This window comes from Rugamonas brunnea (assembly GCF_014042345.1).
Lineage (GTDB): Bacteria > Pseudomonadota > Gammaproteobacteria > Burkholderiales > Burkholderiaceae_D > Rugamonas > Rugamonas brunnea.
This window is the reverse complement of the sequence record NZ_JACEZT010000007.1, coordinates 190,595-203,857: the sequence shown is the minus strand read 5'-3', so window position 1 is coordinate 203,857 and position 13,263 is coordinate 190,595. Positions and strand designations below refer to the sequence as shown.

Genomic DNA, 13,263 nt, shown 5'->3' with positions numbered 1-13,263 from the left:
CCGTCCGCCATCCGACAACCGTCCACCCGCCAACCAACCACAAGGCCAATATGAACGAGAACGCCAACCGGAACGCCGCCCCCAGCGCCACCCCGAGCGCCACCGCCCCCTACTCGCTGGCCGGCAAGCGCGGCCTGATCGTCGGCCTGGCCAATGAGCACAGCATCGCCGCCGGCTGCGCGCGCGCCGCGCACGCGCTGGGCGCGCGGCTGGTGCTGTCCTGCCTGAACGACAAGGCCGTCCCCTACGCCGGCCCCGTCGCGAGCGCGCTCGACGCGCCGCTGCTGGTGTGCGACGTGGAGCAGGACGGCGCGCTGGAAAACCTGGTGCAGCAAGCCGTGGCCCAACTTGGCGGCCTCGATTTCGTGATCCACTCGATCGCCTGGGCGCCGCTGGCGGACCTGCGCGGGCGCGTGGCCGACAGCTCGGCGGAGGGCTTCCTGCGTGCCATGAACATCTCCTGCCACTCGTTCGCCCGCCTCGCGCGCCTGTGCGAGCCGCACATGCGCAGTGGCGGCAGCCTGATGACCATGAGCTACCTGGGCGCCGACGAAGCCGTGCCCCACTACGGCGTGATGGGCCCCGTGAAGGCGGCGCTCGAATCGCTGGTGCGCTACCTGGCGGCCGAACTGGGGCCACAGGGCTTGCGCGTGCACGCCGTCTCGCCCGGCCCCATTCCCACCCGCGCCGCCTCCGGGCTGGAAGACTTCGACGGCCTGATGGCGCGCGCCGTCGAACGCGCGCCGCTGCGCCGCCTCGTCACGCTCGAAGAGGTGGGCCGGCTGGCCGCCTTCCTGGCCGGCGACGCCGCCTCCGGCATGACCGGCCAGACCATCTACGTCGATGGCGGTTATCATATCGTCAACTGATGCCCCCAACAGCACCACCGCGCACCCACCTCAATCACGGACAACGAGCCACAACATGAACGACCATATCCACGACGACCTGCCCGAGATCATCGAGAACGTCACCTACGGCGAACTGCAAGTGGGCCAGAGCGCGCGCCAGACCCGCACGCTGACGGCCGACGACATCGCCGCCTTCGCCGCCGTCTCGGGTGACGTCAACCCGGCCCACCTGGACACCGACTACGCCGACGCCACCCTGTTCCATGGCGTGATCGCGCACGGCATGTGGGGCGCGGCCCTGATCTCCAAGCTGCTGGGCACCACCCTGCCCGGCCCCGGCACCATCTACCTGGAGCAGTCGCTGCGCTTCCTGAAGCCGGTGCGCATCGGCGACACGCTGCGCATCACGGCCACCGTGCTGACCAAGGAAGACGCCAACCACCACGTCACCCTCAACTGCGAAGTGAAGAACCAGACCGGCGCGCTGGTGCTGGCCGGCGTAGCCACCGTGATCGCCCCGGTCGAGAAAGTGCGCCGCCCGCGCGCCCAGTTGCCGCTGCTGCGGCTGGTGGACCCGAGCGACCGCTTCGGCGTGCTGCTGGCCAGCGCGGCCGCACTGGAGCCGGTGCGCTGCGCCGTGATCCACCCGTGCGACGCCGAGTCGCTCAAGGGTGCGCTGGACGCGGCCCGCCGCAAGCTGATCGTGCCCGTGCTGATCGCGCCGGCCGCCCGCCTGCGCGCGGTGGCCGACGAGGCGCGCGAATCGCTGGACGGCGTCGAGATCATCGACGTGGCGCACAGCCACGCGGCAGCCGAGAAAGCGGCCGCCATGGCCGCCGCCGGCGAAGTGGAAATGCTGATGAAGGGCAGCCTGCACACGGACGAGATGATGCAAGCCGTGCTGGCGCAACCGGCGCTGCGCACCAAGCGCCGCTTCTCGCACGTATTCCGGCTCGAAGTGCCGATGTACGACAAGGTGCTGCTGATCTCCGACGCCGCCCTCAACATCCAGCCCACGCTGATGGAGAAGGCCGACATCGTGCAGAACGCGATCGACCTGGCGCACGCGCTGGGCACGCCGGAGCCGAAGGTGGCCATCCTGTCGGCCGTGGAAACGGTGACACCGAAAATCGCCTCCACGCTGGACGCGGCCGCCCTGTGCAAGATGGCCGAACGGCGCCAGATCACGGGCGGCGTGCTCGATGGGCCGCTCGCCTTCGACAACGCCATCTCGCCGCAGGCGGCCCGCATCAAGGGCATCACCTCGCCCGTGGCCGGCCACGCCGACATCCTGATCGCGCCCGACCTGGAAGCGGGCAACATGCTGGCCAAGCAGCTCGAATACCTGGCCGGCGCCGCCACCTGCGGCGTGGTGCTGGGCGCGGCGCTGCCGATCGCCCTGACCAGCCGCGCCGACGCGGCCGACGCGCGCGTGGCCTCGGCCGCGCTGGCGCTGCTGCTGGCCCACCGCTACCGCAAGGAGCGCCCATGAACAACGGACAGCAGGCCATCATCGCCGTCAACGTCGGCTCTTCCTCGATCAAGTTCGCGCTGTATCCGTTCCGCGGCGCCACCACCGGCGCCGCCCTGCTGACGGGCACCATCGCCGGCCTGGAGCCGGACGGCCAGCCATGCGTGGCCTTCAGCACGGACGACGGCGTCAATCTGAGCGAAACACTGGCGCCCGGCCCCGGCGACAGCTTCGAGCGCGCGCTAGCCGCCATGCGCGCACTGCTGGCGCGCTACGCGGCGCCAGCCCGGTTGATGGCCGTGGCACACCGCATCGTCCACGGCGGCGAACGCTATGCCGAATCCGTGGTGCTCGACGAGGCGGCGATGGCCTACCTGCGCACGCTCGAACCGCTGGCGCCCCTGCACCAGCCGCACAACCTGGAAGGCGTGGAACTGTTCATGCGCGCCTTCCCCGAGCTGCCGCAGGTCGGCTGCTTCGACACCTCGTTCCACACCACGATGGACCCGCTGGAGCAGCGCTTCGCCCTGCCGCAAGCCATGCACCGCGAGGGCGTGCGCCGCTACGGTTTCCACGGCCTGTCGTACCGCTACCTGGCGGCGCGGCTGGCCGAGCGCAGCGGCCGCAGTGGCCGCAAGGTGCTGATGGCCCACCTGGGCAATGGCGCCAGCGTGTGCGCCATGCATTGCGGCGTGAGCGTGGCCACCAGCATGGGCTTTTCCGCGCTCGACGGCCTGATGATGGGCAGCCGCTGCGGCGCGCTCGACCCCGGCGTGCTGCTGCACCTGATGCGCCAGGGCTGGGATGCGGACCGCATCGAAAAACTGCTGTACCGCCAGTCCGGCTTGCTGGGTGTCTCGGGCCTGTCGGCCGACATGCGCACGCTGCGCGCCAGCGACCAGCCCGAGGCCCGCACCGCCATCGACCTGTTCACGCACCGGCTGGTGCGCGAATGCGGCGCGCTGACGGCCTGCCTGGGCGGACTCGATCTGCTGGCCTTCACGGGCGGCATCGGCGAGCACGATGCGGCGCTGCGGCTGGCCGCGTGCGAGCAGTTGCTGTACCTGGGCGTGCGCATCGACACGGGCCGCAACAAGGCGGCCGACGGCAGCCAGATCATGGCCATTCATGCCGACGACAGCAGCGTGGAAATCTGGGTCGTCCCCACCGACGAAGGCCGCGTGGCTGCCGGCGACGCGGCGGCACTGCTGGCGCATATGCAAATTTGAATTTATTCGTTCTCTCGACGGGAACGTATCGCTAATCTCTTTTTGGATTGCAAATCAGCGGCAAGACGAGGAAGGCCATCGGGCTTTCCGCAGCGTAACGCATTACGGAGAAACCATGAAACTTGAAACCATCGCAGTACACGGCGGCTATTCCCCCGATCCGTCCACCAAGGCGGCCGCCGTCCCGATTTACCAGACTGTCTCGTATGCGTTCGATGACACGCAGCACGGGGCGGACCTGTTCGACCTCAAGGTGCCAGGGAACATCTACACGCGCATCATGAATCCGACCCAGGACGTGCTGGAGCAGCGCGTGGCTGCGCTGGAAGGCGGCATCGGCGCACTGGCGCTGGCCTCCGGCCAGGCGGCGATCACCTATGCAATCATGACCATCGCCGAAGCTGGCGACAATATCGTCTCCGCGTCGACGCTCTACGGCGGCACCTACAACCTGTTCGCGCATACGCTGCCGCAATTCGGCATCGAAACCCGTTTTGCCGACTACCGCGACCCGGAATCGTTCGCGCGCCTGATCGACGAAAAGACCAAGGCCGTGTTTGTGGAATCAATCGGCAACCCGCTGGGAAACATCACCGATTTCGAAAAGGTGGCGGCCATCGCGCACAGCCACGGGGTTCCACTGATCGTGGACAACACGGTGGCCACACCTTACTTGTTGCGTCCCTTCGAGCATGGCGCGGACATCGTCGTGCACTCGCTGACCAAGTACCTGGGCGGGCACGGCAACTCGCTCGGCGGCGTCATCGTCGATTCCGGCAAATTCCCGTGGGCCGAGCACAAGCAGCGGTTCAAGCGCCTCAATGAGCCGGACGTGTCCTACCATGGCGTCGTGTACACCGAGGCGCTGGGGCCGGCTGCCTACATCGGCCGCGCACGCGTCGTCCCGCTGCGCAATACCGGCGCCGCGATCTCGCCGTTCAACGCGTTCCTGATCCTGCAGGGCATCGAGACGCTCGCATTGCGCATGGATCGCATCACCGACAATGCACTCAAGGTGGCGCAGTTCCTGCAACGGCACAAGAAGGTGAAGTGGGTGAACTATGCGGGTCTTCCGGAGCACGCCGATCATGCGCTGGCAGCCAAATATCTGGGCGGCCGACCGTCCGGCGTGCTGACCTTCGGCGTCGAGGGCGGCCTCGCGGGTGGAGCGCGCTTCCAGGATGGCTTGAAGTTGTTCACCCGGCTGGTGAACATCGGCGACGCCAAGTCGCTGGCCTGCCATCCGGCGTCCACGACACACCGACAACTGAACGCCGAGGAACTGGCCAAGGCTGGCGTCACCGAGGATACCGTGCGACTGTCCATCGGCATCGAGCACATCGACGACCTGTTGGCGGATCTCGATCAGGCATTGGCTGAAGTTTGATTTTCCGGAGCGGTGCGGCAGGGGATCGCGTCAGGTAGCCCGCCCCTGCCGTACCGCCGGCCAGATACGGGATGTTTTTCGTACCGGCGGCGAACTACTCGGCGTCCGACGACGACATTCCACAACCGCCAGCTCACAAAGGAAATTCGGCGATAAACTTGACGACCCGCCGGCTGGCGCCGTCCGTCATGGCTTTTCCTATGCCGACATGCAGCCCAACCTCATCGATCTTGGTGTCCGCCGTCAGGAACAGCAACTCGCTGCGCTGGCTTCTTGGCAGCAGCTTCTTCAACGGCCCCGCCTCGACAAAGTATTCCAGCCCGAGCGCGTGACGTTTGTCGATATGCCAGGACAAGCCGGCTGCTGGCTCAAACCGGACATCGCGGTCCTCGCCGGACAGCGGAATGTCGAAGCCCGGATTGAGCGCCAGGTTCAGTGGCCCGCTACGCCAGCCGACTATGCCGACCAGTTGCGCATGCCAGGCCTTGTCCTCATCGACAGGCGCGGCATAACCGGCTTCCGCGCGCACGCCCCAGTAAGCGCCATCGTCGGCGTCGTGCGGCGCGATGTATTGCGCTTCAGCGAACAGCCCCGTCGCGCGCCACGCGCCAGCCCGCCGGGCAAGCGGCACCTGGACGCCGAGTTCCAGGTCATCGCGCCAGCCATAGGCATATTCGGCCATCGTATTGACCGTCGTGCGTTGCGGGCTGGCGTTCTTGGGCGAGCGGGCGAAGGTTGTCTGCCATTCGAGCGCATGTTCGCCCAGCTCCGCAATGTCGTCGGTGTAGACCTTGATTTCCTCCGGGGCGGCGAGCGCGGAGTTCCCGCCTGCCAGCACACCACCCAGCAACGCGAGGACGCTACCCATGCGAAACACTCGTCGGCCCATGCAAACTACTTTCGTCAGATGAATTGGAATCGGCGGCAACAGCGCCGCAAGCACTCTAACCAAGAGTTGCCTGCAATGCAAATATTCGCAACAACAAATGCTGGGCAGCATGTCTCACCTCACGCCACCCGGCAGCGCCTGCTGTACGTTGTACCGGCCCGATTACCAGTACAGTCATGCTAAGCGATTAAGTAACTGTATAGGTACTGTACTGGTCTTGTGTTCTAGTATGGATACTCATCAACAGGAGCTTTCATGGACGAACTGATCACTTTCGCACCGCTGGCGACCTTCGCCTTCGTTTCCTCGATCACGCCGGGACCAAACAACATCATGCTCACCTCCTCGGGCATCTGGTTTGGCTTCCGTCGCTCGATTCCTCACATGCTGGGTATCACGGTGGGCTTCGGGGTGCTGCTGGGGATCTGCGCGGCCGGCATCGGCGCGCTCGTGATGGCGGTGCCGTCGGCGCAGACGGCGCTGCGCGTGGCGGGTTCAGCCTATCTGCTCTACCTCGCGTGGCAGATGCGCAATATGCGCTTCGACCGCAAGGCCGAGCAGGCACAACAGCCGCTCAGTTTCATGGGGGCGGCGGCGTTCCAGTTCCTGAATCCGAAAGCCTGGGTGATGGCGATCACGGGCGGATCGGCCTTCCTGCCGCAGATCCTGCCGACCTGGCTGGCGGTGGCGGTGTACTGCCTGGTGTTCTGCGTGATCAACCTGCCTTGCATCTCGGTCTGGGCCGGCGCCGGCGCGCTGCTGCGGCGCTTCCTCGGTCAGCCGGCATGGCGCATCACCTTCTGCGCCGTGATGATGGTGCTGACCGCTTACTCCGCAATCGCGATCTGGCTGTAGCGCATCCGCATGCAGGCTCAGCGCCGCCCCAGGCGCGGCAGCATGCGCGCCAGCACGCCATCCTTGAAGACGTACTGATGCACCAACGCCGCCGCCGCGTGCAAGCCGGCCAGCACCAGCAACAGGTTGGCGGCGAGTTCGTGGTATTCCTCGACGGTATGTCGCAAGGCCTTGTTGCCGGGATCAAAGGCGGGCACCTTGAACAGGTCGAACAGGTTGTCGCCCCGCACCCAGACGTTGGCCACACCCAGCACCACCGCCGCCAGCACGCACAGGTACAAGGCGATGTGGCCCACCTTGGCCAGGACTTGCGCCGCGTTATTGCCCACGCCCGGCAAGTGTTCGCCGGCCGTGGCGCGCCACCAGATGCGCACCATCAGCACCACGCCCAGCAACGCGCCCAAGCTGATGTGCACGCTGCGCGCGTACACCCGCGCCGTGCCGCGCGGGAACCAGTCGATTGTTTCGCCCAAGCACCACAATGCGATGACCAGCCCCGCCGTCAGCCAGTGCAGGCGGATCGTCCGCGCATCGTATTGCTGGACCGTAGCATGAACTGTTCTCATCGTAACCCTCTTTCCTTGAAATCCTGTAAGAGTCACAACGCACCGGGGCGCGATGGACATCCGTCAGCGAGCGCGGTCAATCGCGCGCCCACGCTGTACATGATGTCACATTTTCCCTTCTGGCAACAGAGCGCCAGATCACACCACGTCACGCCCGTCCCGCGCGCGGCCCCGTGCCCGACACCAGCGTGAAACTGGCCACCAGCTCCTCCAGCTTGCGCGCCTGTTGCTGCATGCTAGCCGCCGATGCGGCCGCCTGTTCCACCAAGGCCGCATCCTGGCGCGTCACATTGTCCATCTCGGCAATGGCGCCGCGCACCTGTTCGATGCCTTCGCTCTGCTCGCCGCTGGCGCGCTTGATCTCGCCCATGATGCCGGTGGCCTGGTCCACCGCCGCCACGATCTCGCCCATGGTGCGTCCGGCCTGGTCGACCAGCGCCGCGCCGGCCTCGACCTGCGCCACCGCGTCGCCGATCAGGGTCGCGATTTCCTGCGCCGCGCCGGCCGAGCGCTGGGCCAGGCTGCGCACTTCCGACGCCACCACGGCGAAGCCGCGTCCCTGCTCCCCGGCGCGGGCCGCCTCCACCGCCGCGTTCAAGGCCAGGATGTTGGTCTGGAACGCGATGCTGTCGATCACGCCGATGATGTCGGCGATGCGGCGCGAACTATCGCGGATCGAGCCCATGGTCTGCACCACCTGCCCCACCGCCTGCCCGCCGCGCGCGGCGATGCCCGAACTTTCCACCGCCAGCCGGGCCGCGTGCTGCGCCTCGGCCGCGTTGTGCTGCACGGCGCTGGTGAGCTGGGCAATCGAGGCCGAGGTCTGCTGCAGCGAGCTGGCCTGCGCCACCGTGCGCTGCGACAGGTCGGCGTTGCCGGTCGCCATCTCGTGCGCACCCCGGTTGACGATGCCCGTCACTTCCTTGATCTGCCCCACCAGCAGCTTGAGATTAACCTGCAACACCCGCAACGATTGCCGCACCTGGCTCACTTCGTGCGCGCCGTGGGCGTCCAGCCGCCCGCTCAGGTCGCCCGTGCTCATGCGTTCCAGGTCGCGCCGCATGCCAGCCAGCGGTTCCACGGCGCGCCGGTAAGTGAGCCAGCCACCCACCATGGTCAGGGTGGCGCCGGCCGCCGCGCTGGCGTCGGCCACGGCCGGGCTGGCGGTGGCCGTCAATGCGAACAGGCCGACCAGCAGCAGGCTGGCGCCCAGCATGCCGTGCCGGATCGACAGCCCGGCCACCCAGTCGCGCACGCCATGGCGGGCGCGCTGCACCACGGCGCCCTCGCGCACGGCCAGCTTGCCGTCGCTGGCCGCCAGCGCCCGGTAGGCCGCGTCGGCCGCCGCCACGGCCGCCCGGTCGGGACGGATGCGGATCGAGGTATAGCCGACCACCCGGCCTTGTTCGAACAGGGGCGCGGCGCTCACGTCCACCCAGTAGAAATTGCCGTTCTTGCAGCGGTTCTTCACCAGCCCGCTCCACGCCTTGCCGCTTTTGAGCGTGCGCCAGAAATCCTCGAACGCGGCGGCCGGCATGTCCGGGTGGCGCACGATGTTTTGCGGCGCCCCCATCAATTCCTGCTCGGAATAGCCGCTGATGTTGATGAAATCCTGGTTGACATAGGTGATATTGCCCCGCAGATCGGTCTTGGAGACGACGGTCTCATGGGGCTGCAAGATGTATTCGATGTCGGTCACGTAAGGGCGGTTGCGCATCTCGTTCAGTTCCAGGCGTTTTAGAGGGGAAGTCCCCGGGGGCCGGGGCGAATGAAGGCGCAAGTCTAATGAGGCCGTGATTAAAAAAATATGATCCTTATCAAAGATTTACGATACATATATAAAAGTTGCAATTAAAAAAGTTAAGAAAAGGGGTGGATGCGCGCCGCTTTCCCTATGGTGCGGGCGAGGCTTGCCGTACAATGACAGCCCTTCCGCCCAGTCTGTCAGCGGAGGGCAATTTGATACCAAAGAACACTGCATGAACGATTTCACCCCACAGCCTCTTTCGCAACTGCATCCCGACATCCTGTACGGTCCCCGTCGGGACGAGCTGTTGCGCGAGGAAATCCTGGCCGACCTGCTCGAAGCGAGCGCGGCCCGCGCACCGGAGCACACGGCCCTGGTGTGCGGCGGCCGCCGTCTCAGCTACGGCGAGCTGGACGCCCAGGCCGACCTGGTGGCGGCCCGGCTGATCGCGGCCGGCGTGGGGCCGGGCCAGATCGTGGGCCTGTGGCTGGCGCGCGGCGTCGAGCTGCTCGTCATGCAGGCCGGCATCGCCAAGGCCGGCGCGGCCTGGCTGCCGGTGGACGAGGACACCCCCGTGGAACGCCTGCAGGTGTGCCTGGACGACGCCCAGGCGGCCGGCGTGCTCACCAGCGCCAGCTTCGCGCCGCGGCTGGCCCAGCTGGGCCGCCCCGTGTGGACCGCCGAAGCCATGCTGGCCGCGCCCGCCGCCGGCGAGGCGCTGGCCCGGCGCGGCGCCGTCTCGCCCGATGCGCCGGCCTATGTGATCTACACGTCGGGCTCGACCGGCAAGCCGAAAGGCATCCTGATCACCCAGCGCAGCATCTGCCACTTCCTGCGCAGCGAGAACGCGGTGCTCGGCGTGCGCGCCGACGACACCGTCTACCAGGGCTTCTCGGTGGCGTTCGACATGTCGTTCGAGGAGATCTGGATCGCCTACCTGGTGGGCGCCACGCTGTTCCTCGGCCCGCGCGAAGTGAGCGCCGACCCGGACGCCCTGCCCCAGCTGCTGGCCGACAACGGCGTGACCGTGCTGCACGCCGTGCCCACGCTGCTGGCCCTGTTCAACCAGGAAGTGCCGACGCTGCGCATCATCAACCTGGGCGGCGAAATGTGCCCGGAATCGCTGGTCACGCGCTGGTCGCGCGCCGGGCGCCAGATGTTCAACACCTACGGCCCGACGGAAGCGACCGTGTCCGCCAGCCTGGCCGCACTCGCGCCGGGCCGCCCGGTCACCATCGGCACCCCGCTGCCCAACTACGGCCTGCTGGTGGTGGACGCGGAGGCGGCCCAGGCCGGCGCGCCGCTGCGCCTGCTGCCGCGCGGCGAGACCGGTGAGCTGTGCATCATCGGCCCCGGCCTGGCTGCCGGTTACCTGGGCCGGCCCGACCTGACGGCCGAAAAATTCCTAGCCAACCCGTGGCGCGCCGGCGCGCACGACGACCGCCTGTACCGCACGGGCGACCTGGCCCGCATCGATGACGACGGCGAAGTGCTGTGCCTGGGCCGCGCCGACGACCAGGTCAAGATCCGCGGCTTCCGCGTCGAACTGGGCGAGATCGAAGCGCTGCTGGCCCAGCAGCCGGGCGTGGGCACGGCCGCCGTCCTGCTGCGCAAGGATGACGGCATCGACCAGCTGGTGGCCTACCTGGTGCCCGAGGCGGGCGCCGCGCTCGAAGGCCGCGCGCTGCGCCAGGCGCTGGCCGCCGTGCTGCCGCCCTACATGGTGCCGGGCCGCTACGAGCTGCTGGCCGCCATGCCGCGCCTCACCTCCGGCAAGATCGACCGCAAGGCGCTCAAGGCCACACCCCTGAGCGCGCCGGCGGCCGGCGACGCCGCCGATTCCGACCTGCCCGAAACGCCGGCCGAAGCGGCCCTGTTCGCGGCACTGGCCACGCTGTTCCCCGGCCAGCCGATTTTGCGCCAGGCCGACTTCTTCGCCGACCTGGGCGGCCACTCGTTCTTCGCCGCGCGCCTGGCCTCGGCCCTGCGCGCCGATCCCCGTTTCGCCCACGTGACCGTGCGCGACATCTACCAGCAGCGCCAGGTGGGCAAGATCGCCGCCGTGCTGGCCGACGCGCCGGCCGCCGTGGCGGCCGAGGCGCCATGGACGCCGCCGTCCGCGCTCAGGCGCTGGACCTGCGGCCTGGCCCAGGCGGCCGCCATGCCGGGCCTGGTGGCGCTGCGCATGGCGCAGTGGCTGGCGCCGTTCTTCACCTACCATTTCTTCACGGGCGATCCCGGCGACTCGGTGCCGCGCGCCATCGCCGCCTCGGCCGGCGTGTTCCTGCTGGCCACCGTGATGGAATTCGCCATCGCCATCGCCGGCAAATGGCTGATCGCGGGCCGGCTCAAGGCCGGCGACTATCCGCTGTGGGGCCTGACCTACTACCGCTGGTGGCTGGCCGACCGGCTGGTCGAGGCGGCGCCGGCCTACCTGCTGAGCGGCTCCTCGCTCAACGCCTGGTGGCTGCGGGCGCTCGGCGCACGCATCGGCAAGGACGTCATCATCGGCTCGTTCACGCTGCGCGCGCCCGATCTGCTGTCCATCGGCGACAACGTCAGCATCGGCAACGCCGTCAACATGGAAAACGCGCGCGTGGAACGGGGCCGGCTGCGGCTGGGCGCGATCCGGCTCGACGACGACGCCTGCGTCGGCTCGTTCGCCATCCTGGAAGGGAACACCCGCGTCGGCGCCCTGGGCCACCTGGAGGGCCAGTCGGCGCTGGGCGACGGCATGGCCGTGCCGGCCGGGCGCGTGTGGAGCGGCTCGCCCGCGCGCGACGCCGGCCCGCACGACGCCAACCGCCTGCCACCGCGCCCCGCCGTCAGCCGCGCGCGCCAGTTGGGCGAAGGCGCGTTCTTCGTGTTCGGCATCCTGCTCATCGTCACGCTGTTCTTCATGCCCGTGTTCCCCAGCTTCGTGCTGATCGACTGGTTCGACGAGGCGGGCTGGCTGCCGTGGGTGCAGGGCGACGACGTGCGCATCCAGCTGCTGCGCTACTTCCTGCTGGCCTTCCCGGCCAGCACGGTGCTGATCGTGCTGACGGCGCTGCTGTCGGCCGGCATCCGCTGGAGCGTGCTGCCGCGCCTCACGCCGGGCCGCTTCGCCATCCACGGCAACACCTACTGCGCCAAGTGGCTGGTGAGCCAGATCCAGGAATCGAGCCTGAACGTGCTGCACGGGATCTACGCCACCATCTATGCGCCGTTCTGGTATCGCCTGCTGGGCGCCAAGGTGGGCCGCGACGCGGAAATCTCGACCGCGCTGGGCGTGGTGCCGGACATGCTGACGCTGGGCGACGAAACCTTCATCGCCGACGCCGTGATGCTGGGCGACGAGGAGATCGACGGCGGCTGGATGACCATGCAGCCGACGGTGGTCTCGCACCGCAGCTTCGTCGGCAACGGCGCCTACATCCCGGACGGCACCGTGCTGCCCGAGCACGTGCTGATCGGCGTGCACTCGCGCGCGCCCGACAACGAGCAAATGACGAGCGGCGACACCTGGCTCGGCTCCCCGCCCATCAACCTGCCGGCCCGCGAAACCACCAGTGGCTATCCCGAGTGGCTGACCTTCCACCCGTCGCCGCTGCGCCGGCTGGGACGCGGCCTGATCGAAGCATTCCGCATCGTCGCCCCGCACGCGCTGGTTATCGCCGTCGGCTACACGCTGGTGCTGTCGGTGATGCCGGTGGCCGGCGCCGGCCGCTGGGCCGAAGTGACGTGGGACCTGACCCTGGCCGGCTTGGCCTACGGCATCGGCAACTACTTCTTCGTGGTCGGCTTCAAATGGCTGCTGCTGGGACGCTACCGCAAACAATCGGAACCGATGTGGACCCCGTTCGTGTGGCTGTCCGAAGGCGTGACCAATATGTACGAAGGCATCGCCGTGCCCAACTTCATGCGCTACCTGCGCGGCACGCCGTGGCTGCCGCTGGCGTTCAACCTGCTGGGCAGCCGCATCGGCCGCGGCGTCTACCTGGACACCACCGACATCACGGAATTCGACTGCGTGCGCATCGGCGAGTACAGCGAGCTCAATGCACTGACCTGCCCGCAGACCCACCTGTTCGAGGACCGCGTGATGAAGATCGACCATGTCGACATCGGCGCCCGCGTCTACCTGGGCCCGCGCAGCGCCGTGCTGTACAGCGCCAAAGTGGCCGACGACGCCCACCTGGGACCGCTCACCCTGGTGATGAAGGGCGAGCACATCCCGGCCGGCAGCCGCTGGGTCGGTTGCCCGGCCGCGCCCGCGCGCGCCTGAC

Annotated in this window: 9 protein-coding genes; 6 read left to right on the top strand and 3 right to left on the bottom strand. The window is 68.0% G+C overall.

Annotated features, from left to right (window positions below; genetic code table 11):
• The first annotated feature begins 50 nt into the window (after window positions 1–50).
• From fabI to H3H37_RS12720, 4 genes are all read left to right on the top strand, one after another.
• Window positions 51–869, top strand: coding sequence for an enoyl-ACP reductase FabI (gene fabI / locus H3H37_RS12735; protein WP_182162968.1), 819 nt, complete (start codon window positions 51–53; stop codon window positions 867–869).
• 55 nt (window positions 870–924) lie between these two features.
• Window positions 925–2,343, top strand: a complete 1,419-nt coding sequence (locus H3H37_RS12730; protein ID WP_182162966.1) for a bifunctional enoyl-CoA hydratase/phosphate acetyltransferase — start codon at window positions 925–927, stop codon at window positions 2,341–2,343.
• On the top strand, window positions 2,340–3,551 hold the full coding sequence (locus H3H37_RS12725; protein WP_182162964.1) for an acetate/propionate family kinase: 1,212 nt from the start codon (window positions 2,340–2,342) through the stop codon (window positions 3,549–3,551). Before H3H37_RS12730 ends, H3H37_RS12725 begins: the two co-directional genes overlap by 4 nt.
• A 115-nt stretch (window positions 3,552–3,666) precedes the next feature.
• Window positions 3,667–4,938, top strand: a complete 1,272-nt coding sequence (locus tag H3H37_RS12720; RefSeq protein ID WP_182162962.1) for an O-acetylhomoserine aminocarboxypropyltransferase/cysteine synthase family protein — start codon at window positions 3,667–3,669, stop codon at window positions 4,936–4,938.
• A 133-nt stretch (window positions 4,939–5,071) separates the two neighbouring features.
• On the opposite strand, the gene H3H37_RS12715 is transcribed toward H3H37_RS12720, so the two are convergent.
• Window positions 5,072–5,806 carry a hypothetical protein gene (locus H3H37_RS12715; RefSeq protein WP_182162960.1) on the bottom strand — a complete coding sequence of 245 codons (735 nt, stop codon included), beginning with the start codon at window positions 5,804–5,806 and terminating at the stop codon, window positions 5,072–5,074.
• Between the two features lie 276 nt (window positions 5,807–6,082).
• Between H3H37_RS12715 and H3H37_RS12710 the strand changes: the two genes are divergently transcribed.
• A complete protein-coding gene (locus tag H3H37_RS12710) occupies window positions 6,083–6,682 on the top strand; it encodes a LysE family translocator (RefSeq protein ID WP_182162958.1) in 600 nt (199 codons plus the stop codon).
• Window positions 6,683–6,699: 17 nt separating this feature from the next.
• Here the strand turns inward: H3H37_RS12710 and H3H37_RS12705 are convergent, their stop codons facing one another.
• Window positions 6,700–7,248, bottom strand: a complete 549-nt coding sequence (locus tag H3H37_RS12705; protein WP_182162956.1) for a cytochrome b — start codon at window positions 7,246–7,248, stop codon at window positions 6,700–6,702.
• 148 nt (window positions 7,249–7,396) lie between these two features.
• Entirely contained in the window at window positions 7,397–8,965 is a 1,569-nt protein-coding gene (locus H3H37_RS12700) for a methyl-accepting chemotaxis protein (RefSeq protein WP_182162954.1), read from the bottom strand.
• 262 nt (window positions 8,966–9,227) lie between these two features.
• Between H3H37_RS12700 and H3H37_RS12695 the strand changes: the two genes are divergently transcribed.
• Entirely contained in the window at window positions 9,228–13,262 is a 4,035-nt protein-coding gene (locus tag H3H37_RS12695; protein WP_182162952.1) for a Pls/PosA family non-ribosomal peptide synthetase, read from the top strand.
• The last annotated feature ends 1 nt before the right edge of the window (window position 13,263 follow it).

What these genes read in the sequence shown, in the direction of transcription:
- fabI (WP_182162968.1), top strand. Translation starts at nt 51, where the DNA reads ATGAACGAGAACGCCAACCGGAACGCCGCCCCCAGCGCCACCCCGAGC.
- H3H37_RS12730 (WP_182162966.1), top strand. Translation starts at nt 925, where the DNA reads ATGAACGACCATATCCACGACGACCTGCCCGAGATCATCGAGAACGTC.
- H3H37_RS12725 (WP_182162964.1), top strand. Translation starts at nt 2,340, where the DNA reads ATGAACAACGGACAGCAGGCCATCATCGCCGTCAACGTCGGCTCTTCC.
- H3H37_RS12720 (WP_182162962.1), top strand. Translation starts at nt 3,667, where the DNA reads ATGAAACTTGAAACCATCGCAGTACACGGCGGCTATTCCCCCGATCCG.
- H3H37_RS12715 (WP_182162960.1), bottom strand. Translation starts at nt 5,806, where the DNA reads ATGGGTAGCGTCCTCGCGTTGCTGGGTGGTGTGCTGGCAGGCGGGAAC.
- H3H37_RS12710 (WP_182162958.1), top strand. Translation starts at nt 6,083, where the DNA reads ATGGACGAACTGATCACTTTCGCACCGCTGGCGACCTTCGCCTTCGTT.
- H3H37_RS12705 (WP_182162956.1), bottom strand. Translation starts at nt 7,248, where the DNA reads ATGAGAACAGTTCATGCTACGGTCCAGCAATACGATGCGCGGACGATC.
- H3H37_RS12700 (WP_182162954.1), bottom strand. Translation starts at nt 8,965, where the DNA reads ATGCGCAACCGCCCTTACGTGACCGACATCGAATACATCTTGCAGCCC.
- H3H37_RS12695 (WP_182162952.1), top strand. Translation starts at nt 9,228, where the DNA reads ATGAACGATTTCACCCCACAGCCTCTTTCGCAACTGCATCCCGACATC.